A 20,927-nucleotide genomic window follows, 5' to 3' on the forward strand; every position below is an offset into this window, starting at 1 on the left:
CGCGTTCTGGGGACGGGTGCGGAACCGGCCCCAGTGCTACGGTCGCCGCATGGGGGAGAACGTCCAGACCACGCCCGTGATGGCGCATGCCGGTCGGAAACTGCGTCCGCGTGCGTGGGGACTCGCACTCGTCGGGATCGTCGCACTGGTGCTGTCCCCGAACCTGGTGCTCTGGAGCACGTCGTCGGGGTACGGCGGGGTCGACGCAGACGACAACTGGATCGACAACGGCGGCAAGGTCCTCGAGACCGCGCCGGTCACGGTGCAGGTCGAGGGGCACATCGCGCCGGCCGCACTCGCACTGCTGCTGCTCGTGGTCGTCGTCGGGATCGTCCTGCCGCCGACGCTCGCGCGCTCCGGGCACCGCGCCCTCGGCGACATCGTCCGGTACTCGGCGTACCTGGCCGTCCCGGTGTGCATCGTCGTCGGCGTGCTGGTCTACACGGTGTGGCAGAGCCAGGTCGTGATGGACCAGGTGCAGCACGAGGTGCTGCACCCGCACGGCTTTCCGTGGGGCGGCGTCACCGTCACCACGGGGCACATGACGCGCTGACGCCCGAGTCTCGGCTGCGCTGCCCCGAGTCTCGCGGTAGGCGACCGTTCTCGGAGGCTGCGCCGCGAGGACCGTCGCCCAGCCCGAGTCTCGCGGGCGCCCGCCCGAGACTCGGCGCAGGGCTCAGTCGCGGCGGGCGCCCTGCGCGGCGTGCACCGTGAAGACGTTCGGCTCGCGGTAGCCGGCCTCGGCGAAGGCGGCGGTGACGGCCTCTGTGATCGCACCACGCGATTCCTGGTCGACCAACGCGATCGCTGCACCGCCGAACCCGCCACCGGTCATCCGCGCACCGACGGCACCGTGCTCGACCGCGGTCGCGACGGCCAGGTCGAGCTCCGGCACGGAGATCTCGAAGTCGTCGCGCATCGACTCGTGCGACGCGACGAGCAGCGAACCGATCGCACGCGGACCCTGTTCGCGCAGCGTCCGGACGGTGTCGAGGACGCGCTGGTCCTCGGTCACGACGTGGCGCACGCGGCGGAAGGTCTCGTCGTCGAGCAGCTCCTGCGCACGGGGCAGGTCGTCGACGCTCAGGTCACGCAGGGCCTCGACACCGAGCACCTGCGCACCCTTCTCGCACGAGGCCCGACGCGCTGCGTACCCACCGGTGGCGTGGGCGTGCTCGACCCGGGTGTCGATGACCAGGACCTCGAGACCGTTCGCCTCGAGCGCCAGGTCGACCACGGCGGTGTCGAGCGTGCGGCAGTCCAGGAACACGACGGCGTCCTGCTCGCCGAGCAGGGAGGCGGACTGGTCCATGATCCCCGTGGGCGCACCGACGGCGTGGTTCTCGGAGTACTGGCCGACGCGCGCCAGGGTCTTGCGGTCGAGGCCGAGCTCCCACAGGTCGTTGAAGGCGAGTGCGACGCCGCACTCGATCGCTGCGCTGGAGGACAGGCCCGCGCCGACGGGGACGTCGGACTCGATGAAGACGTCGAACCCGGTCTTGTCCGACAGGTCCGCGCCGGCCTGCTCGCGGAGCGCCCAGGCGATCCCGAGGACGTACGCTGACCAGCCGGTCATGTTCGACGGGTCGAGGTCGTCGAGCGACAGCTCGAGCACGGTGCCGGCGTCGAACGCGGACGAGACGCGCAGCAGACGGTCCGGCCGCGGAGCGATCGACGCGGTGGTGCGCCGGTCGATCGCGAACGGCAGGACGTACCCGTCGTTGTAGTCGGTGTGCTCACCGATCAGGTTGACCCGGCCGGGGGCGGAGTACCGCACCGACGGCTCGTACCCGTAGACCTGCTGGAACGTCATGCTCGCTCGATTCCCTGTCGGATGAACTCGGCTGCCTTCTCGGGCACGAGGTCCCCGATCCAGGCGCCCATGGCGGCTTCGCTGCCGGCCAGGAACTTCAACTTGTCCGCCGCCCGACGCGGCGACGTGATCTGCAGCATGAGCCGCACGGTGTCCCGCCCGACGTGCACCGGCGCCTGGTGCCACGCGGCGATGTACGGGGTCGGGTCGTCGTAGAGCTTGTCGATGCCCCGCGTCAGGCGCAGGTGCATGTGGGCCAGTTCGTCCTTCTCGGCTTCGGTCAGACCGGCGAAGTCGGGGACGTGGCGGTGCGGCAGCATGTGGATCTCGACGGGCCAGCGTGCGGCGAACGGCACGAACGCCGTGAAGTGCTCGCCCTGCAGCACGACCCGGTCCGAGGCCCGCTCGTTCGCCAGGTGCTGCTCGAACAGGTCCGGTCCGAAGCGCTCGATCGAGTCGAGCAGGCGCTGCGTGCGGGGCGTGATGTACGGGTACGAGTAGATCTGCCCGTGCGGGTGGTGCAGCGTGACGCCGATCGCTTCGCCGCGGTTCTCGAACGGGAAGACCTGCTGGATGCCGGGCATGGCGGAGAGCGCGGCGGTGCGGTCCGCCCAGGCCTCGACCACGGTGCGGGCACGCGACTCGGAGATCGACGCGAAGGACCCCTCGGTCGCGGGGGAGAAGCACACGACCTCGCACCGGCCGACGCTGCGCAGCTGCCGGTTCAGTCCGACGTCGCTGAGCGAGTCGAGCGATCCGGGTGCGTCATCGGCCTCGAGCGCCGGACCGAACGACGGTGACCGGTTCTCGAACACGGCGACGTCGTAGGTGCTCGGGATCTCGGACGGGTTCTGCGGTGTCTGCGGCGCGAGCGGGTCCTGGTCAGCCGGCGGCAGGAACGCACGGTTCTGTCGGCTCGCGGCGATGGAGACCCACTCGCCGGTCAGGACGTCCTGGCGCATCCGCGCGGTCTCGGGCCGAGGGTCGAGCGCACGCTCGTCGATGGCACGCTCAGCGGGCAGGGCGCTGTCCGCATCGTCGAAGTAGAACAGGTCGCGGCCGTCCGCGAGCTTCGTCACGCGCTTGGTGATCACCGGAACAGCCTAGCGCCGATCCGAAGCGTTGCGAAAGTCTTCGGAAGCAAGCGAAACTAGAGCCGTGACCGACGACGACCTCTCCTTCCTGGCTGGATCGCTACCAGCACCGCTGCGACAGGACCGCATCGTCTCCATCGTCGAGGGCGCACCCGGCATGGTCCGGACCGCCGCGCTGGCCGCGTCGCTCGGCACGAGTGAGGTGACGGTCCGGCAGGACCTCGCGGTCCTCGACCAGGAGGCCCGGATCCGCCGAGTGCACGGTGGAGCGGTCCGCCTCGGGGCTGGGTCCACCGAACGCCCCTTCGAGGAGACCGCGGTCGAGCACCAGGTGGCCAAGGCCGCCATCGGCCGCGCGGCCGCAGCGCTCGTGCGCTCCGGCGAGTGTGTCGTGCTCGACGTCGGTACCACCCCGGCCGCGGTCGCCGAGGCGCTCGTCGCGCGCACGGAGCTGTCCGACGTCACCGTGGTCACGAACTCGCTGACGACCGCCCTGGCCCTCGAGCGCGCCGTGCCGCGGTTCACCGTGATCGTCACCGGCGGCACCCTCCGACCGCTCCAGCACTCGCTCGTCGCGCCGTTCAACAACACCCTGTTGCCGGTGATCGCCGCCGACGTCGTGTTCCTCGGCGGCACCGGTGTCGACGTCGCGCACGGCCTGACCAACGTCAACCTGCCCGAGACCGAGGCGAAGCGGGTGCTCGCGGCCACCGCTCGGCGTACGGTCGTGGTCGCGGACGGGTCGAAGTTCGGCCGGGCCCACATCGGGGTCGTCCGCGCGCTCGAGGACATCGACGTCGTCGTCACCGCCGAGGCCGAAGCCGACGCGGTCGCCACGATCCGGGCGGCCGGCGTCGAGGTCGTCGTCGCGGACGGCGAGGACACAGCCGGAAGGAACCACACCCCATGACCGCAGCACCCACCGGTGGCCAGTACCGCCTGCACCACGCCGGACCGGACGGCGTCGTCGAGGCCGTCGTGACCGAGGTCGCCGCCGGCATCCGAGAACTCCGCGTCGCCGGCTTCGACCTGACCGAGCCGTTCCCCGTCACCGAGCAGCCGCCGGGCGCCAACGGCATCGTGCTCGTGCCGTGGCCGAACCGCGTCGCCGGAGGGGTCTGGGAGCTCGACGGCAAGCGACAGCAGCTGGACGTCTCGGAGCCGAAGTACGGCAACGCCTCGCACGGACTGCTCCGCTTCGCGCCGTACCGCGTGGTGTCGCAGACCGAGACGGGCATCGTGCAGGAAGCCACGATCCACCCGCAGCACGGCTGGCCGTTCACCCTCGAGACCCGGGTGCGCCACGAGCTCGTCGACGACGGCATCCGGGTGACGCACGAGATCACGAACCGCTCCGGAGCCCGCGCACCCTTCGCCGTGGGGGCGCACCCGTACCTGCGTGCCGGTGACACCCCGGCCGACGACCTCGTCGTCACGCTCGACGCCGCCACCGCCTTCACCGTCGACGAGCAGAAGGTGCCGAACGGGTCCGTGTCGGTGGAGGGCACTTCGTTCGACCTGCGACGGGGACTGCGTGCCGGTGATGCGGATCTCGACACCGCGTACTCCGACATCACCCCGGACGCCGACGGCGTCCGCCACACGACGCTGCACGGCCCCGAGGGTGACGGCGTGCAGCTCTGGCAGGACGCGTCGTTCCCGTACGTGCAGGTGTTCACCTCGCGCGAGTACCCGCGTGGTGACGCCAAGGGCCTGGCCGTGGCGGTCGAGCCGATGACCGCTCCGGCCAACGCCCTGAACTCCGGCGAGGGCCTGCGGTGGCTCGAGCCCGACGAGACCTGGACGGGTACCTGGGGCATCCGCCGCGTCTGGTCCTGACCGTCGTCGTGCACCGAGCAGGCCCCGTCGGATGTCCGGCGGGGCCTGCTGCGTTCGTGGCGTGGAGCTGCTGTCAGCCGCGGCGCATGCGGAGTGCCTCGACCGCGAGTGACTCGCTGGCGTAGCGGCCGACCTCGTGCGCCCAAGCCGGGTCGTCTCCGCGCAGGGCGATGAAGTCCTTGCGCTGTCGGCACACGTAGCCGAGCACCGCGGTGGCCGTCGCGACCTCGATGAAGTCCTTGCGGATGTGCCGGGTCGTGACCTGCGCGTTGCGGCGGAGCGTGTCGAGCAGGAGCTCGTTGCTCATCGTCGTGTTCGTCGCTGCTGCGAGCTCGACGATGCGGCGCGCGTCCCCGGTGGTGCTGGTCGGCGTGGCTTCGATGGGCTCGATCACGGTGTACCCCGTTCGTTCGTGGTGGTGCGGTGCTGCAAGATCCGGTGATCGGATCCGGGAACGACACTATCGGCGGCAGCCCAACAGTCGGCTGTGCGCGGGCTGATGTGTGCAGGGGATCTGCCATGAGCCAGCTGGGGGCGACTTGTACCCCGAAGCCGAGGTCAGGCGCAGCGTTCGTCCTCGGGCACAGCGAGGGCGTCGAGGGAGTCCGAGACCCGTTCGGCCATGTACTGGTAGCCGGCGTCGTTGAGGTGCCCGCCGTCGATCGCCGCGTAGCCCGGGCTGTTCGCCGCGGTGAACCACTGCCCGGCGAGCGGGTCGATGAACGGCACACCCGCTGCTGCAGCCCCTGCGGAGACCGAGGCGGCGACCCCGACGTTCGCCTTCGCCCGCGGCATCGGCGCTGACGGCCCGAGCGCCACGACGACCGCGTCCGGCCAGGTCTGTTCCGCGGCGCGGAGGGTCTGCTCGACCCGGGCCTGCAGCGTCGACGAGTCGACGAGCCAGTCGTTCTGGCTGCCCTGCACGATGACGAGCTGCGGAGCGTCGGTCGTGGCGTGCCGTTCGAGGCGGGGGCCGAACGTGTAGTGCGAGGACCCGGTGCGCCCGGTGTCGACGTAGCCCGTTCCCGGGTAGCCGTCGATGGTGGCCTTCCAGTCCCGGTCGGCTGCGAGGTCCTGCGCCCATCCGTGGACGCCGCTGGTCGAGCCGCGGCCGGTGGTGTACGAGTCGCCGACGATCAGGACGTGCGAGCCAGGGGCGATCGCGTCCGCGACCTCGGCGGAGGAGACGCTCGACGACGTCGTGACGGGCTGGCATGCACTCGACACGGTCGGCAGGATGACGAGCAGCCCGCTGACGCCGAGAGCCATGGCTCCGAGCGCGATGCCGGGGAGGAGTCGTCGTGCCACCCGCCACATTCTAGACAACGGACGCACGGACCAGGCTGATGGTGGGCCCCGTGGGGCTCGAACCCACGACCCTCGGATTAAAAGTCCGGTGCTCTACCAACTGAGCTAGAGGCCCTCACCCGCAAGGCTAGCGGGTGAGGGCCTCTGGGAAGAACCTGGTGTCGCCGGTCAGCCGCGGCGCCCGGTGAGCGTCCGCAGCAGCCACAGGACGACGGCCACGATGAGCAGCACGATGCCGACCCACAGCAGGAACTTGAGGCTCGCGGTGAAGCCACCGACGAACAGCAGGATGACCGCGATGACGGCCAGGATGATGAGCAACGGGTTCATGGGGGAGTCCTCTCCTTCACGTTCGGGAGGAGCGCCTCCCGACGAGACACCGTACCCGCGGCGCTGCCGTTGCGTTCTGGGCGAACGGAGGGCGGGCGTGTCACCGGCCGTGCCTACACTGACGCGGTGCCTCGCGATCACCACCGTCCTGTCCACTTCACCGATGCCGAGTTCGCCGCGATCCAGGGCGGCGAGGACCCGGCCGTCGTGAACCGTGTCGCGCACGAGACCGCGAACGCGCTGCTGCACCGGGTGCGTCAGGACCCGGACCCCGCTGTGGTCGAGCGGCTCGTCACCTACACGGACGTGCACGGCATCGACGCGATCGCCGAACTCTGGGCGCGGGTGGGTGCGCACACCCTGCCGGGTGCCCTGTGGCGGGTGTACCTCGTCCGCACGGTGATCCGGCAGAACCCGGAGGAGATCGCGTACTTCTTCCAGCGCGGCACCGAGCGCATCGGCACGATCGACCAGGCGGTCGCGGGGGCCGAGCAGCCGACCGGTCCTGCCGAGATCCTCACCCTGGCGGACCGCATCCTGCACGGGCTGTACACGGGTGACTTCGCCGTGGCGCTCGACCGTGGGGCGGCGTTCTGCCGGCTCACCGCGGCCGGTGCGACTGCGGTGGCGGACGACTCCGACCTGACCGCGACCGGCCGCGCGAGCGAACTGACGCGGCGGGCGCTCCGTCTCACGGAACTGGCGGCCGACCTGACCGAGGCGGCGGCGCTCTGGCGTCGCGAGAGCCTGGACTAGCGAGCGAACGCGCCGGACCCGCATCGGGCCTCCCGGCAGAACGCCGCAGGGCAGAACGCGGAAGGCAGAACGCCGCAGGGCAGAGAAGAACCGGGCCGCAGAAGCGCCTCTCGGCGCGAGGCCGCTCGAAGCGGCGAATTTTGGAGCCCGGGGCTTGCTGCGGCCCGGCGACGTCAACTCTACGACGCGTCGGCTGAGTCCGCTGCCCTGTTCACTCTCGGTGGACAGATCCGGACCCGGGCGTGCCCGGCAGACGGCCGGTCGCGGCGTCTCCACAACTTCTCGGCATCCGATCCAATCCACCACGGGCACCGCGCCGAATCATCAGCGTGACGGACTTGATGACCGTCACGAACGCGAGAGGCCCGGCGTGACCCGGACCGGTATCCGCCGGTCAATTCCCTGTGGGTCACGCTGGCCTCTCGTCTCGACCGCACGACGCGGCGGCTCCGTCCTACCCGGGGCGGGACCGCAGCACAGCACCACCAGCACCACCGCACCACGCAGCACCCCTGACAGAACGGCCACAACCGGTCGCCGAAGCACCCGAGAGGAGGGAAACCTGCAATGCTTGCCCTCGTGGATAGCGACACCGAACGCTGGAGCTCGTCAGAGCCAGCCCCGGCATCGCCGGACGACCTCTTGGCGCGGGTTGCCTCCGGTGACCAAGCCGCCTTCGCGGACCTCTACGACGTCCTCTCCGGCCGGGTCCTCGGACTCGTGACGCGGCTCCTCCGGGACCGCGCTCAGTCCGAAGAGGTCACGCAGGAGGTCTTCCTCGAAGTCTGGCAACAGGCCACCCGGTTCGACCGGAAGCGCGGGACCGCCTCCAGCTGGGTCCTGACCATGGCGCACCGCCGAGCGGTGGACCGGGTCCGGGCGTCGCAGGCCTCGCACGACCGGGACACGAAGATCGGTATCCGCGACCTCGAGTCCGGTTTCGACCAGGTGTCCGAGTCGGTCGAGATCCGCATCGAACACGAGCGGGTCGGCCGGGCACTGGCCAAACTGACCGAGTTCCAACGGCAGGCCGTGCAGCTCGCGTACTACGGAGGCTTCTCGCACAGCGAGATGGCCGAACAACTCGGTGTCCCCATCGGCACCGTCAAGACCCGTCTCCGTGACGGGATGATCCGACTCCGAGACGAGATGGGGGTGACCTCATGACCGAACGACACGACGACCCCGCCCTGCTGACGGGTTCCTACGCACTCGACGCGCTGTCCGACGATGAGCGCATGCTCCTCGAGGACGTCCTCACGACGTCGCCCGAACTCCAGGCCGAGGCCGACTCGCTGCGCGAGACCGCGCTGCAGCTGGCCTTCGCCGCCGCGCCGATCGAGCCCCCGACGTCGCTCCGCGCGTCGCTGCTGGCCCAGATCGCCACGACCCCGCAGGCTGCACCACTGGCCGACACGGCGGTCGACCAGACCTCGGTCGCCGAGACCACCTCCGTCCAGGAGGCCCGTCCCGAGCCCGCCAGGCACGTCGCCTCGATCGCCGACGGCTCCACCACCGGTGGTCGTGCGACCTCCGAGGCCCGCCGCCGCTGGTTCCAACGTCCGGCAGCCATGCTCACCAGTGCTGCTGCGGTCGCCGTGGTCTTCCTCGGTGTCGGCCTGGGGGTCGGCGTCGCGAACGGCCCGGCCGACGGACCGGGCACCGGCACCACGCAGGCGTCGAGCGGCCTCGACCGCATCTACGCGGCGTCGGACTTCCAGCGCAGCACCACCAAGGTCGAGGGCGGTGGCACGGCCACGGTCGTGTGGTCGAGCGACCTCGGCAAGTCCGCGGTCATCCTCGACGGTGTCGCCCAGGCACCGAAGGGCAAGACGTACGAGCTCTGGTACATCGGCTCCGAGAACGAGGGCGGCACGATCAAGTCGGCCGGTCTGGTCGACGGTGTCGCCGACGGTGTGCACTCGGCCGTGCTGAAGGGCTCGATGTCCGACGGTGCGACGATCGGCATGACGGTCGAGCCGGCCGGTGGTTCGGAGCAGCCGACCACGACGCCGATCATGGCGGTCCCGACCACCTCGGCCTGACCCTCCCGGAAGGTGCCCACGCGATCGATGCGTGGGCACCTTCCGTCGTTCCACGAGGCGATCGACGCGTGAATCGTCGGAACATGCGCACGCAACGTCTGCGTGCGCATCGAGCGACGAACCACGAGGCGATCGACGCGTGGATCGTCGGAACATGCGCACGCACCCACCCACCCACGCCGTGCGGCACCCAACCCCGCCGGCCCCGCACCCAACGCGACCACGAAGGCCCGGTGCGCGTCCGTGGCGGACGTGCACCGGGCCTCCCGATCGTCCGTCAGCACGACGGACGGCAGCGGATCAACCGAAGCGACCCGAGACGTAGTCCTCGGTGGCCTGGACGGACGGGTTCGAGAACATCGTCGCGGTGTCGTCGAACTCGATGAGCTTGCCCGGCGCACCGGTGCCGGCGATGTTGAAGAACGCGGTCTTGTCGCTGACGCGCGAGGCCTGCTGCATGTTGTGCGTGACGATGACGATCGTGAACTCCTTCTTGAGCTCCTCGATCAGGTCCTCGATGGCCAGGGTGGAGATCGGGTCGAGCGCCGAGCAGGGCTCGTCCATCAGCAGCACGTCGGGCTGCACCGCGATGGCGCGGGCGATGCAGAGACGCTGCTGCTGTCCACCGGACAGGCCCATGCCGGGCTTGTCGAGGCGGTCCTTGACCTCGTTCCACAGGTTCGCGCCCTGCAGGGAGCGCTCGACGATGTCGTCGGCCTCGGACTTCGAGACACGCTTGTTGTTGAGCTTCACGCCCGCGAGCACGTTGTCCTTGATGGACATCGTCGGGAACGGGTTCGGACGCTGGAAGACCATGCCGACCTGGCGACGGACGAGCACCGGGTCGACCCCGGGGCCGTACAGGTCGTCGCCGTCGATCTTGACCGAGCCCTCGACCCATGCGCCGGGGATGACCTCGTGCATGCGGTTCAGGGTGCGGAGGAAGGTGGACTTGCCGCAGCCGGACGGGCCGATGAAGGCGGTGACTGTGCGGGGCTCGATGGTGATGTCGACACCCTCGACCGCCTTGAACTTCGAGTAGTAGACGTTGAGGCCGTCGACCTCGATGCGCTTGGACACGTTGATCCTTCTGGTGGGTGGGGAAGTGGGTTCGCTAGCGCGAGAGCTTGGGGGCGAAGAGTCGGGTGACGAACCGGGCGAGCAGGTTGAGCGCCATCACGATGAGGATGAGCACCAGCGCGGCGGTCCAGGCACGGTCGACGAACGGCTGCGGGTTGGCGCCCTGCTGCGAGTACTGCGTGTACGCGTACACCGGCAGGGTCATCATCGGGTCCTTGAACAGGTCGTAGTTCATGCTCGCGGTGAAGCCGGCGGTGACGAGCAGCGGAGCCGTCTCACCGATGACGCGGGCGATGGAGAGCATGACGCCGGTGGTGATGCCGGCGAGCGACGTGGGCAGGACGACCTTGAGGATCGTGAGGTACTTCGGCACCCCGAGGGCGTACGACGCTTCGCGGAGCTCCATCGGGACGATCTTCAGCACCTCTTCGGTGGAGCGCACGACGATCGGGATCATCAGCACCGACAGGGCGACGGAGCCGACCAGTCCGAACCGGGCGCCCGGGCCGAGGAACAGCGCGAACAGCGAGTAGGCGAACAGACCGGCGACGATCGAGGGGATGCCCGTCATGACGTCGACGAAGAACGTGATGCCCTTCGCCAGTGCGCCGCGGCCGTACTCGACCAGGTAGATCGAGGTGAGCAGACCGATCGGCACCGAGATGAGCGCCGCGAACAGGGTGATCTCGAGCGTGCCGACCAGCGCGTGGATCGCGCCGCCGCCCTCGGAGATCACGCCGCGCATCGAGTACGAGAAGAAGTTCGCGTCGAAGCGGGCCAGGCCGTCGGCGATCACGGTCCAGAGCAGCGACACCAGCGGCAGGACCGCGATGACGAAGGCGGTGATGACGAGCGACGTGATCAGTCGGTTGACGGCCTGACGACCGCCCTCGACGATGCGCGAGACGACCACGATCAGGACGTCGAACAGGACGGTGCCGAGGAACAGGGCGGCGACGACGTTGAAGTCCTTGACCGCGCCGCCGGCGTTGAGCAGGGCGAACACGGCCACCAGGGCGACCCAGCTGCCGACCAGCAGCAGCCACGGCACCGAGCGGTGCAGCTTGCCGTTGGCGTAGACGTTGCCGGCGGTGCCGGTCTGACGGAGCGCGAGGGACATCGGGTGCGACCTCTCAGCTGACCCGCGTGCGGACGATGTACCGCGCGAGCATGTTGATGACCAGGGTGATGACGAACAGGATCAGGCCCGTTGCGATCAGGGCGTTCAGGGCGGTTCCCGATGCCTCGGCGAACTGCAGCGCGATGTTCGCGGCGATCGTCGAGGGGTTCTGCGAGGTCAGCATCTGGAAGGTGACGTTCGTCGAGACCGACAGCACCAGGGCGATCGCCATCGTCTCGCCCAGGGCACGTCCGAGCCCGAGCATGATCGCGGAGACGATGCCGGACTTCGCGAACGGCAGCACGGACAGGCGGATCATCTCCCAGCGCGTCGCACCGAGGGCCAGGGCGGCTTCCTCGTTGAGCGTGGGCGCCTGCAGGAAGATCTCGCGCATGACCGCCGTCATGATCGGGATCGCCATCACGGCGAGGACGATCGACGCGGTCAGGATGGTACGGCCGGTGCCGGACACCTGGCCGGAGAAGAGCGGGAACCAGCCGAGGTACTCGTTCAGGAAGGCGTAGAACGGCTTCACGAACGGTGCCAGCACCACGATGCCCCAGAGGCCGTAGACGACCGACGGGACCGCGGCGAGCAGGTCGATGACGTAGCCGAGCACCGGCGCGAGGCGTCGCGGTGCGTAGTGCGAGATGAACAGGGCGATCCCGAGCGCGAGCGGGACCGCGATCACGAGCGCGATGAGCGCGGACCAGACGGTGCCGAAGACCAGGGGGCCGACGTAGTCCCAGAAGTTCGTGGCGTTGTTCGGCAGGTCGCCGACCTTGGCGGCGAACGCCGGGATGCTCTGCCAGACGAGGAACGCGGCGACGAGCACGAGCACGAAGAGGATGAGGCCGCCGGCGATCACCGAGGCGGCGGAGAACACCCGGTCGCCGACGCGGACGACGGCCTTCGGCTTGGTCGGGGTGACGGTGGCCCCTGGCTGGGCCGGTGCGGTCGTCATGGGACTCCTGTCGGAGGAACGCCGGGGGAGGCGACGGGTTCGGGTGGTGGAGCGTGGAGCGGGGTGCCGGTCGGACGGGCGCTGGCGGTGGAGCCGGGCTGCTCACGTCGCGACGAGCAAGGGCCCGGACGCCGGTCAGGTGGGTGGGACCGGCGTCCGGGCGCTTGGGGGTCTTACTTGATGGAGTCGACCGCGGCAGCGGCCTTGTCGGCCAGGTCGGACGACAGGGCGGCCGACTTGGCCTCCTTCGCCGCAGCGTCCTGGGCGTCGCCGGAGACGACGTAGTTCAGGAAGCCCTTGACCAGGTCGGCCTTGTCCGAGTCCTTGTACTCCTGGCACGCGATGGCGTAGGAGACGAGGACGAGCGGCCAGGCGCCGTCAGCGGTGTCCTTGCGGTCGATGTCGATCGCGAGGTCGTTGTCCTCGCGGCCGGTGGCGACCTTCGAGTCGGCGACGACCTGTGCGGCGCCGTCGGCCGAGATCTCGGTGGCCTTGTCGCCGACCATCAGCTTCGCCTTGTCGAGGTCACCCGCGCCGGAGTCGTCGATGTAGGTGATCGCGTTGGTGGCGCTGCCCATGGCGGAGGCGACACCGGAGGTGCCCTTCGCGCTGTCGCCGACCGAGTACGGGAAGGTCTGGCTCGGCTCTTCGGTCCAGACGTCGCCGGCGTTCGCGGAGACGTACTCCGAGAAGTTCTGCGTGGTGCCCGAGTCGTCGGAGCGGTGCACGACCGTGATGTTCGCGTCCGGCAGCTTCGCGTCCTTGTTCAGCGAGGCGATCTGCGAGTCGTTCCACTTGGTGATCTTGCCCGAGAAGATGCCCGCGATGGTCTTCGCGTCGAGGGTCAGGTCGCTGACGCCGTCGACCTTGTAGGCGATCGCGATCGGGGAGATGTAGACCGGGATGTCGATGGCCTTGGTGTCGGCCTTGCACAGGTCGAAGGAGCCCGAGAGCTCCTCGTCGTTCAGTGCTGCGTCGGAGCCGGCGAAGTCCGCGGCGCCCGAGATGAAGTTCTTGCGGCCGGCGCCCGAGCCGTCGGGCGAGTAGTTCACCGTGACGCCCTTGGCGACGTCCTGGAAACCGGCGGCCCAGGTGGCCTGCGCGGTCTGCTGGGCGGAGGAACCGGAGCCGGTCAGGGTTCCGGTGAGGCTCGAGGAGCCGGAGTTGCTCGAGGAGGACTCGGTGCTGCCCGCGTCCTCGTTCGCCGCGCACGAGGAGAGCACGACTGCGCCGGCGATCGCGATTGCTGCGATCGAACCGATTCGCTTGATGTTCACAGGGGTCCCTTCGGGGATGGGGTGCAGTGGGACCACTGCGGTCCCTGGGCCGGTGCCGACCCGGGAGCGACTGTAGGGACGCGAGGTGACGGGGATCACGCGCGTTGGTGAACGGAAGGTGAACGAGGGGTTGTGCCGACCGGGAGGCGCGGATCGCGTTCCGGGCGCGGCGGACGCCCGGCCCGTGGCCGGGTGCAGGGCGTGCGGTCGCTACGCCGGGATCGTGTTGCGGTGCGTCTCGACGGCGACGAGCGTCTCGCCGGCGATGTGCATCACCGAGAAGTCGCCGACCGACAGCATCGCGGCGCGGCGCAGGTCGAACCGGCCCGAGTCGTCGGCGGTCGCGGTGGCGATCCGGGCGATGATGTCGGGGAGCACCGGGCCGTGTGAGCAGAGCACCGTGCTCTTGCCCTTGTCGAGCCGACGGCGGACGACGCCCTTGACGTCGGCGGCGCCGCGGTCGTGGGCGTCCTGGCTGATGTCGGGGGTGCTCGAGACGCCGAGCTTCGTGGTGGCGGACAACGGTTCGACGGTGGCGAGGCACCGGGCCGCCGTGCTGCTCACGATCTTCTTCGGGCCGAACGCGGCGACGGGCGACGCGGCGGCCTTGGCCTGCGAACGACCGACGGGCAGGAGCGGACGGGTGGCGTCCGGGCCGTTCCAGTCGGAGCCGGGCACGGTCTTCGCGTGCCGCAGCGCGATCAGGGCGAACGTACGGTGGTGGCCGGCGGCGGCGCGCTCGGCGAACCGGTCGAGGATCGCCACGTCGCGTTCGTACGTCAGGCGGTTGCGGGCGTCGTCGATCGTGACCCACTCGAGGGCGGCGACCTCGTGGTTCGGGGTGAAGTCACCCGCGCGGGCGTACTCCTTCGACGAGACGCGCGCAGCCCAGTAGTGCACGACCTTGTCGCGACCGTTCGGCAGCACGTACTCCGCGGTGCCGAGCGGTGCACCGAGGTGCACGCGGTACCCGGTCTCCTCGTCGATCTCGCGCACGGCGGTCGTCGGGACGGCCTCGCCCGGGTCGACCTTGCCCTTGGGCAGTGAGACGTCCTTGTGGTGGTCGCGGTGGATGAGCAGCACGAGCGGCGTGCCGTCCTGTTCGCGCCAGACGACCGCGCCGGCGGCGAGGACGGGGCCCGAGGGACCGCCGCTCACCGAGTGGAGCGCTTCCGAGCCGAGATCTTCCGCATCGTCACATTCTGCACGTCTTCGAGCGGGCGACCGTCATCGTCGGTCGAGTGGCGGGTCCACTCACCGTCGGACTCGAGGTGCCACGAGCTCGCGGTGTCGGCCATCGCCAGGTCGAACATCGCCAGCACCTCGTCGATGTGGTCCGGTGCCGTCAGCCGCACGAGCGCCTCGACGCGGCGGTCGAGGTTGCGGTGCATCATGTCGGCGCTGCCGATGAACACCGCCGGGTCGCCGTCGTTGTGGAACGCGAACGCACGGGAGTGCTCGAGGTACCGCCCGACGATGCTCCGTACCCGGATGGTGTCGCTCACGCCTTCCATCCCCGGCTTGAGCGAGCAGATCCCGCGCACCCAGACGTCCACCGGCACGCCCGCCTGGCTGGCCAGGTACAGGGCGTCGATGATCTGCTCGTCGACCATCGAGTTGACCTTGATCCGGATGCCGGACGGCTTGCCGGCGCGGGCGTTGTCGGACTCGGTCTGGATCCGCTTGAGCAGCCCCTTGCGCAGGTGCAGCGGCGCGACGAGCAGCCGCTTGAACTTCTTCTCGATCGCGTAGCCGGACAGCTCGTTGAACAGGCGCGTCAGGTCCTTGCCCACGGTGTCGTCGGCGGTGAAGAGGCCCATGTCCTCGTAGATCCGCGAGGTCTTCGGGTTGTAGTTGCCCGTGCCGATGTGGCTGTAGTGCTTGAGCGTGCCGCCCTCTTGCCGGATGACGAGGACGAGCTTCGAGTGCGTCTTCAGCCCGACCAGGCCGTAGACGACGTGCACGCCGGCCTTCTCGAGCTTGCGGGCCCACGTGATGTTGTTCTGCTCGTCGAAGCGCGCCTTGATCTCGACGAGCGCCAGGACCTGCTTGCCCGCGGCGGCCGCGTCGATCAGGGCCTCGACGATGGGGCTGTCACCCGAGGTGCGGTACAGCGTCTGCTTGATCGCGAGCACGTGCGGATCGGCTGCGGCCTGCTCGAGGAACGCCTGCACGCTCGTCGCGAAGGACTCGTACGGGTGGTGCACGAGGACGTCGTTCGCCTTGATCGCGCGGAACAGGTCGGGCTTCGTGTTCGGCTCACCGGGCTGGAACTGCACCGGGGTCGTCGGCACGTGCTTCGGGTAGTGCAGGTCCGGGCGGTTGATCTTCGAGAGCTCGAACAGGCCACCGAGGTCGAGCGGCGACGGCAGCCGGAAGACCTCCTGCTCGGTGATGTCGAGTTCGCGCACGAGCAGGTCGAGGGTCACCGGGTCCATGTCCTCGGTGATCTCGAGGCGGATGGGCGGACCGAACCGGCGACGCAGCAGTTCGCGCTCGAGGGCCTGGATGAGGTTCTCGGCCTCGTCTTCCTCGATCTCGACGTCCTCGTTGCGGGTGACCCGGAACACGTGGTGCTCGAGCACCTCCATCCCCGGGAACAGGTCGTCGAGGTGGTTCGCGATGAGGTCTTCGAGGGGGATGAAGCGCATCCGGCCGGAGTTGTCGTCCGGCAGCTTGATGAAGCGGGAGAAGTTCTGCGGCACCTTGAGGCGCGCGAACTCCTGGCGCTGCGACTTCGGGTTGCGGACCCGGACCGCCAGGTTGAGCGAGAGCCCGGAGATGTAGGGGAACGGGTGCGCCGGGTCGACCGCCAGGGGCATGAGCACCGGGAAGATCTGCTCGTTGAAGTACTCGCGCATCCGGAGCCGGTCGGCTTCGTCGAGGTCGGACCAGTGCTCGACGTGGATGCCGGCGGCGTCGAGGTCGGGCTTGAGCGACCCGATGAACGCCTGGGCGTGCCGGTCCTGCAGCTCGTGCGCCTTCTTCGCGATGTCGCGCAGGACGTCGCTCGGGGCGCGGCCGACGTTCGTCGGCACGGCGATGCCGGTGTCGATGCGGCGCTTCAGGCCCGCGACCCGGACCATGAAGAACTCGTCGAGGTTGGACGCGAAGATCGCCAGGAAGTTCGCCCGCTCGAGCAGGGGCTGCGTGCGGTCCTCGCCCAGCTCGAGCACGCGCTGGTTGAAGCGCAGCCAGCTCAGCTCGCGGTCGAAGTAGCGGTCCGACGGCAGCGACTCGTGCTCGATCTCGACGACCTCGTCGAAGTCGTCGAGGTCGGGTGCGACGGATTCGCCGTCGAGCTGCGGTTCGGTGTCCATGTCCACATCCTGCCACCAGGGCCTCTCGGTCGGAGGGCCTCCGGTGGACGCTGTGGAAACCGCGGGTGAACGAGCGGGTGTGGAGGGGTGCTGGTCGGATGCCTAGTGCTCGGACGTCGGCGCGGCGTACTGCACGTCGATCGCGTACTGCTCGAACCCGGATCGCCGGTAGAGCGCCAGCGCGGGCTCGTTGTCGCCCTCGACGTACAGTGCGGCGGCGGTCAGCCCACGCCCGGTCAACCGAGCAGTCCCCGCGCGCATGAGCACCCCACCGAGCCGCTGTCCCTGCAGGTCGGGCCGGACGGCGACGGCGTAGAACTCGCCGATGCCGTCCTCGACCTTGAGCCAGCACGAGCCGGCCAGCTGCCCGGAGGCGTCGCGGAGCAGCAGCAGGTCCTCGCCGGAGAACCAGGCGTCCGACTCGCGGGCGTGCAGGTCGTCGAGCGTCATCCGGCCCTGCTCGGGGTGGTGCGCGAAGGCCGCGGCGTTCAGGGCGAGCCAGTCCGCCTCGTCCTCGGTGCCGGGCCGGAACGCGGAAAGGCTGTACCCGGCCGGCACGTCGACGGACGGACGGTCGGCCTCGTCGATCGGCGCCCGGAGCTGCAGCAGGGTGCGGACCGCGCGCCAGCCGAACCGATCGGCCAGGGCCCGCGCTGCGGGGTGGTCCCCGTGTGCCCAGGCGAGCACGGGAGCGGCCCCGCCGCCCAGCGCGAGCGCCTGCGTGACGAGGGCGGTGCCGGTGCCGCGGCCACGGGCCTCCCGGTCGACCACGAGTTCCAGCTCGCCGTCACGGACCACGGCGACCCCGTCGTCGACGGAGAAGACCGTCGCGCGTCCGGCGCGGACGTCGACCAGGGTCTGGTCCGAGAACGGCGGTGCTTCACCGGGCACGACGAACCGAGCGAGGTCCGGCACTACTGGCCCATCAGGCGCTCGGCCTCGTCGTCGTAGACGTTGAAGCGGTACCCGACGTTGCGGACCGTGCCGATGAGCGACTCGAGGTCGCCGAGCTTGGCGCGGAGACGTCGGACGTGCACGTCGACCGTTCGGGTGCCACCGAAGTAGTCGTAGCCCCAGACCTCGCTGAGCAGCTGCTCGCGCGTGAAGACCCGGGACGGGTGCGTGGCGAAGAAGCGGAGGAGCTCGAACTCCTTGAACGTCAGGTCGAGCGGCCGGCCGCGGACCTTCGCCGAGTAGCTGGCCTCGTCGATGACGACACCCGACGCCTGGATCTTCGAGCTGGACTGCCCCTTGGCCGCACGGCCGGCGGACAGGCGGATGCGGGCGTCGATCTCGGCGGGTCCGGCGCTCTCGAGCACCACGTCGTCGACGTTCCACTCGCTGTTGACGGCGGTCAGGCCACCCTCGGTCACGACGAGCACGATGGGCGTCGTCGAGCCGGACGAGGCGAGGATCTTGCACAGGGCCTTCGCGCTGACCAGGTCGGTGCGGGCGTCCACGAACATCAGGTCGCTCTGCGGCGCGTTGACCAGCTGTGCGGCCTCGGCCGGCACGTGACGGATCCTGTGGCTCAGGAGACCGAGGCTCGGCAGGACGTCGCCGGGCGCGGTCGAGGTGAGTACCAGGAGCTGTGCCACAGGACCTCCGCAGGTGGATGACGTCGTGGACACATCCTAGTGATGCTCGGGAAGTCCTCATCCGGCCGGACGGTTTGCGCGGCAACCCGCAAGCGCGCGCCGGGCGTGACCCCTGTCATGATGGAACGCGTGACCCAGCCAGTGCAGCCCACCGACCAGCGGCGCCTCAAGCTGACGTCCGTCCTGCCGGTCTGGATCATGGCCGTCGTCGGGGCGGTGCTCGTCCTGACGCTCGCCGAGCGCGACGCCTTCGCCTGGCTGCTGCTCGTGTTCGTCGCCTGCGTGATGGTGAGCTTCGTGCTCCAGCTCATCACCGCGACGAAGGACGGGCTGGTCGAACGGATCAGCATCGCGTCGTCCGGTGCCTTCGTCGTGGTGCTCGTCACCGCGGTGGTGCTCCTGGCGCGTTGAGCCGAGCCGCGTAGACTCCGGGGCATGGATTCGCTGCTTGCGCTCGAGCTGTTCTACGTGGGCCTCCTCGGCCTGGCGTCGCTCGCGATCGCGTTCATCTCGGTCGTCGTCGTCGTGAAGCTGTTCAAGGGTCAGCGTTGATCGAGCTCCCCGAGGGCCTGGCGCCCGAACTGGTCCCGTTGTCGTGGCTCGTCGGCGTCTGGGAGGGCACCGGCGTCGTGGAGTACCCCGTCGGTGACGAAGAAGCGCCCCGCACCTACGAGTTCGGCCAGCGCGTGAGCTTCAGCCACGACGGACTGCCGTACCTCAACTACTCGTCCACCACCTGGCTGCTCGACGACGACCACACCCCGCTCGCCGCCGAGATGGGCTACTGGCGGATCGACCGTCCGACCGAGCCCGGTGACCGTGGCCCCGCGATGCTCCTGGGCGAGGGGCCGACCCCGTTCAGCACCGTCGAGAGCGTCGAGGCGCTGCGCAACACCACCGACGGCTTCGACGTCGAAGCCGCGATCGTGCACCCGACGGGCGTCAACGAGCTCTACGTCGGCCGTGTGCTCAAGGGTCGGATCGACCTGGCCACCGACGCCGTGATGCGCTCGCCGAACGCGAAGGACTACTCCGCCGCGACCCGCCTGTACGGCCTGGTCGAGGGCAAGTTGTTCTGGGCGTGGGACATCGCCGCGCTCGGCCGCGAACTCACCTCGCACGCCTCGGGGCAGCTCGCGAAGGTCGACTGATGTCGGCGTTCGCAGTGCGCGACGGCTTCGTCGCGTCAGCGCAGGGCCCTGCTGCGCACTTCGGCAACCCCCTGGGCGAGCAGCGGCTGCTGGCCCGTGGCCGCGCGGTCGTCGATCTCGGCCTCGGTGTCGTGACCGTCTCCGGCCCGGACCGCCTGTCGTGGCTCAACTCGATCACCTCGCAGCAGCTGACCGGTCTGCCGACCGGCGTCAGCACCGAGACCCTCGTGCTCGACCAGTCCGGCCGGGTCGAGCACGCCGCCCGCGTGGTCGACGACGGTGCGGTCGCGTGGCTCCTCACCGAGCCCCAGGACGCCGCACCGCTCGCCGCCTGGCTCGACTCGATGCGCTTCATGCTCCGGGTCGAGGTCGCCGACCGTTCGGCCGACTTCGCGACCCTCGGCTGGTTCGGCGAGGCCGCCCCGTTCGCGTCGACCGTCCTGCCGGAACCGCCCGTCGTCGAGTGGGTCGACCCCTGGGCGACCGTCACGCCCGGAGGGTGGAGCTACGCCGACCAGGAGGCCCACCCCGGCTCCGACTGGACCCTCCGCATCGCCGTGGTCACGCCCGGCACCTCGGCCGCGATCGCTGCGTCGGACGAACCCGTCGCGGGGCTGCTCGCGTACGAGGCACTGCGGATCGCCGCCTGGCGTCCGACGCTGTCCGACGCGGACGAGCGCACCATCCCGCACGAGCTCGACTGGCTCCGCTCCGCCGTGCACCTGACGAAGGGCTGCTACCGCGGGCAGGAGACCGTCGCGAAGGTGCACAACCTCGGGCACCCGCCGCGTCGGGTCGTGCAGCTGCACCTCGACGGCTCCGACGCCGTGCTGCCGGCTCCGGGCACGCCCGTGATGCTCGGCGACAAGCAGGTCGGGCGGCTGTCGGCCTCGGCGGTCCACCACGAGCTCGGCCCGATCGGGCTGGCCGTGGTCAAGCGCTCCCTCGACCCCACCGCGACGCTGACCCTCACCGCCGACGACGTCGTGGTGACGGCGGCGCAGGAGACCATCGTCCCGCCGGAGGCCGGCGCCACGGCGAACGTCCCGCGGCTGCCCCGGCTCGGAGCCGTCAAGCGGTCCTGACGGTCGTCGCCGCTGGTCGCCGGTTGCCTGTCGCCGGTCGCCTGGGTCGCCTGGGCAGGTTCCGACAGTCCACGAGTTGATCGACCGGTGTTTCGTCGGGTGATGCGCACGCATCGTGTGCGCCTGCATGTTCCGACATTGCACGCG

22 protein-coding genes and 1 tRNA gene are annotated in these 20,927 nt (G+C 69.9%); 9 read left to right on the forward strand and 14 right to left on the reverse strand.

Annotation, left to right across the window (positions count from 1 at the left end; genetic code table 11):
• Positions 1-49 precede the first annotated feature (49 nt).
• Positions 50-553, forward strand: coding sequence for a hypothetical protein (locus OGL88_RS14785; protein ID WP_263055180.1), 504 nt, complete (start codon positions 50-52; stop codon positions 551-553).
• A gap of 123 nt (positions 554-676) precedes the next feature.
• Here OGL88_RS14785 and galK read toward each other — a convergent pair whose 3' ends face one another.
• Entirely contained in the window at positions 677-1,813 is a 1,137-nt protein-coding gene (gene galK / locus OGL88_RS14790) for a galactokinase (RefSeq protein WP_263055179.1), read from the reverse strand.
• Positions 1,810-2,907, reverse strand: a complete 1,098-nt coding sequence (gene galT / locus OGL88_RS14795; RefSeq protein ID WP_263055178.1) for a galactose-1-phosphate uridylyltransferase — start codon at positions 2,905-2,907, stop codon at positions 1,810-1,812. The genes galK and galT overlap by 4 nt, the downstream gene beginning before the upstream one ends.
• Before the next feature lie 64 nt (positions 2,908-2,971).
• Between galT and OGL88_RS14800 the strand changes: the two genes are divergently transcribed.
• Together OGL88_RS14800 and OGL88_RS14805 are read left to right on the forward strand one after the other, a co-directional pair.
• Positions 2,972-3,817, forward strand: coding sequence for a DeoR/GlpR family DNA-binding transcription regulator (locus tag OGL88_RS14800; protein ID WP_263055177.1), 846 nt, complete (start codon positions 2,972-2,974; stop codon positions 3,815-3,817).
• Positions 3,814-4,746, forward strand: coding sequence for an aldose 1-epimerase family protein (locus OGL88_RS14805; protein WP_263055176.1), 933 nt, complete (start codon positions 3,814-3,816; stop codon positions 4,744-4,746). The genes OGL88_RS14800 and OGL88_RS14805 overlap by 4 nt, the downstream gene beginning before the upstream one ends.
• A 73-nt stretch (positions 4,747-4,819) precedes the next feature.
• On the opposite strand, the gene OGL88_RS14810 is transcribed toward OGL88_RS14805, so the two are convergent.
• The 4 genes from OGL88_RS14810 to OGL88_RS14825 form a co-directional block, all read right to left on the reverse strand.
• Positions 4,820-5,140, reverse strand: a complete 321-nt coding sequence (locus OGL88_RS14810; protein WP_263055175.1) for a hypothetical protein — start codon at positions 5,138-5,140, stop codon at positions 4,820-4,822.
• Positions 5,141-5,304: 164 nt separating this feature from the next.
• The gene (locus tag OGL88_RS14815) at positions 5,305-6,054 is read right to left on the reverse strand and encodes an SGNH/GDSL hydrolase family protein (RefSeq protein WP_263091928.1); all 750 of its coding nucleotides are present in this window, start codon (positions 6,052-6,054) and stop codon (positions 5,305-5,307) included.
• 39 nt (positions 6,055-6,093) lie between these two features.
• A tRNA-Lys gene (locus OGL88_RS14820) sits at positions 6,094-6,169 on the reverse strand.
• A 53-nt stretch (positions 6,170-6,222) separates the two neighbouring features.
• Positions 6,223-6,384, reverse strand: a complete 162-nt coding sequence (locus OGL88_RS14825; RefSeq protein ID WP_146249745.1) for a DUF2207 domain-containing protein — start codon at positions 6,382-6,384, stop codon at positions 6,223-6,225.
• Positions 6,385-6,510: 126 nt separating this feature from the next.
• Here OGL88_RS14825 and OGL88_RS14830 point away from each other — a divergent pair, with 126 nt between their 5' ends.
• The 3 genes from OGL88_RS14830 (at position 6,511) to OGL88_RS14840 (ending at position 9,185) form a co-directional block, all read left to right on the forward strand.
• Complete coding sequence (locus tag OGL88_RS14830; RefSeq protein ID WP_173168866.1) at positions 6,511-7,140, forward strand: DNA-directed RNA polymerase subunit beta; 630 nt, start codon at positions 6,511-6,513, stop codon at positions 7,138-7,140.
• Between the two features lie 567 nt (positions 7,141-7,707).
• Complete coding sequence (gene sigK, locus OGL88_RS14835; protein ID WP_263055173.1) at positions 7,708-8,307, forward strand: ECF RNA polymerase sigma factor SigK; 600 nt, start codon at positions 7,708-7,710, stop codon at positions 8,305-8,307.
• Entirely contained in the window at positions 8,304-9,185 is an 882-nt protein-coding gene (locus OGL88_RS14840; RefSeq protein WP_263091929.1) for an anti-sigma factor, read from the forward strand. The genes sigK and OGL88_RS14840 overlap by 4 nt, the downstream gene beginning before the upstream one ends.
• 300 nt (positions 9,186-9,485) lie before the next feature.
• On the opposite strand, the gene pstB is transcribed toward OGL88_RS14840, so the two are convergent.
• The 8 genes from pstB to OGL88_RS14880 form a co-directional block, all read right to left on the reverse strand.
• The gene (pstB, locus tag OGL88_RS14845) at positions 9,486-10,265 is read right to left on the reverse strand and encodes a phosphate ABC transporter ATP-binding protein PstB (RefSeq protein ID WP_111085283.1); all 780 of its coding nucleotides are present in this window, start codon (positions 10,263-10,265) and stop codon (positions 9,486-9,488) included.
• A 34-nt stretch (positions 10,266-10,299) separates the two neighbouring features.
• Positions 10,300-11,385: a phosphate ABC transporter permease PstA gene (gene pstA, locus OGL88_RS14850; protein ID WP_205463242.1), complete on the reverse strand. Its 1,086-nt coding sequence runs from the start codon at positions 11,383-11,385 to the stop codon at positions 10,300-10,302.
• Positions 11,386-11,398: 13 nt separating this feature from the next.
• Entirely contained in the window at positions 11,399-12,349 is a 951-nt protein-coding gene (gene pstC / locus OGL88_RS14855; protein ID WP_205463241.1) for a phosphate ABC transporter permease subunit PstC, read from the reverse strand.
• A gap of 173 nt (positions 12,350-12,522) precedes the next feature.
• Positions 12,523-13,626, reverse strand: a complete 1,104-nt coding sequence (locus OGL88_RS14860; protein WP_205463240.1) for a phosphate ABC transporter substrate-binding protein PstS — start codon at positions 13,624-13,626, stop codon at positions 12,523-12,525.
• A 210-nt stretch (positions 13,627-13,836) separates the two neighbouring features.
• A complete protein-coding gene (locus tag OGL88_RS14865; RefSeq protein WP_205463239.1) occupies positions 13,837-14,784 on the reverse strand; it encodes an NUDIX hydrolase in 948 nt (315 codons plus the stop codon).
• On the reverse strand, positions 14,781-16,946 hold the full coding sequence (locus OGL88_RS14870) for an RNA degradosome polyphosphate kinase (protein ID WP_123293277.1): 2,166 nt from the start codon (positions 16,944-16,946) through the stop codon (positions 14,781-14,783). Before OGL88_RS14870 ends, OGL88_RS14865 begins: the two co-directional genes overlap by 4 nt.
• 102 nt (positions 16,947-17,048) lie before the next feature.
• Positions 17,049-17,861: a mycothiol synthase gene (mshD, locus tag OGL88_RS14875; protein ID WP_263055172.1), complete on the reverse strand. Its 813-nt coding sequence runs from the start codon at positions 17,859-17,861 to the stop codon at positions 17,049-17,051.
• The gene (locus tag OGL88_RS14880) at positions 17,861-18,544 is read right to left on the reverse strand and encodes a winged helix-turn-helix domain-containing protein (RefSeq protein WP_123293289.1); all 684 of its coding nucleotides are present in this window, start codon (positions 18,542-18,544) and stop codon (positions 17,861-17,863) included. The genes mshD and OGL88_RS14880 overlap by 1 nt, the downstream gene beginning before the upstream one ends.
• 129 nt (positions 18,545-18,673) lie before the next feature.
• On the opposite strand from OGL88_RS14880, the gene OGL88_RS14885 reads away from it, so the two are divergent.
• The 3 genes from OGL88_RS14885 to ygfZ all read left to right on the forward strand — a co-directional run bounded on the left by OGL88_RS14885 (position 18,674) and on the right by ygfZ (position 20,780).
• Positions 18,674-18,955, forward strand: coding sequence for a hypothetical protein (locus tag OGL88_RS14885; protein WP_214547251.1), 282 nt, complete (start codon positions 18,674-18,676; stop codon positions 18,953-18,955).
• Positions 18,956-19,092: 137 nt separating this feature from the next.
• Positions 19,093-19,695, forward strand: a complete 603-nt coding sequence (locus OGL88_RS14890) for an FABP family protein (RefSeq protein ID WP_111085252.1) — start codon at positions 19,093-19,095, stop codon at positions 19,693-19,695.
• A complete protein-coding gene (gene ygfZ / locus OGL88_RS14895; protein WP_263055170.1) occupies positions 19,695-20,780 on the forward strand; it encodes a CAF17-like 4Fe-4S cluster assembly/insertion protein YgfZ in 1,086 nt (361 codons plus the stop codon). Before OGL88_RS14890 ends, ygfZ begins: the two co-directional genes overlap by 1 nt.
• Positions 20,781-20,927: the final 147 nt, after the last annotated feature.

Origin of the sequence: Curtobacterium sp. RIT-PI-V (assembly GCF_025642935.1) — a bacterium.
GTDB lineage: Bacteria > Actinomycetota > Actinomycetes > Actinomycetales > Microbacteriaceae > Curtobacterium.

Coding starts and splice junctions, on each gene's coding strand:
- OGL88_RS14785 (WP_263055180.1), top strand. CDS start 50: ATGGGGGAGAACGTCCAGACCACGCCCGTGATGGCGCATGCCGGTCGG.
- galK (WP_263055179.1), bottom strand. CDS start 1,813: ATGACGTTCCAGCAGGTCTACGGGTACGAGCCGTCGGTGCGGTACTCC.
- OGL88_RS14805 (WP_263055176.1), top strand. CDS start 3,814: ATGACCGCAGCACCCACCGGTGGCCAGTACCGCCTGCACCACGCCGGA.
- OGL88_RS14825 (WP_146249745.1), bottom strand. CDS start 6,384: ATGAACCCGTTGCTCATCATCCTGGCCGTCATCGCGGTCATCCTGCTG.
- sigK (WP_263055173.1), top strand. CDS start 7,708: ATGCTTGCCCTCGTGGATAGCGACACCGAACGCTGGAGCTCGTCAGAG.
- OGL88_RS14840 (WP_263091929.1), top strand. CDS start 8,304: ATGACCGAACGACACGACGACCCCGCCCTGCTGACGGGTTCCTACGCA.
- pstA (WP_205463242.1), bottom strand. CDS start 11,385: ATGTCCCTCGCGCTCCGTCAGACCGGCACCGCCGGCAACGTCTACGCC.
- pstC (WP_205463241.1), bottom strand. CDS start 12,349: ATGACGACCGCACCGGCCCAGCCAGGGGCCACCGTCACCCCGACCAAG.
- OGL88_RS14870 (WP_123293277.1), bottom strand. CDS start 16,946: ATGGACACCGAACCGCAGCTCGACGGCGAATCCGTCGCACCCGACCTC.
- ygfZ (WP_263055170.1), top strand. CDS start 19,695: ATGTCGGCGTTCGCAGTGCGCGACGGCTTCGTCGCGTCAGCGCAGGGC.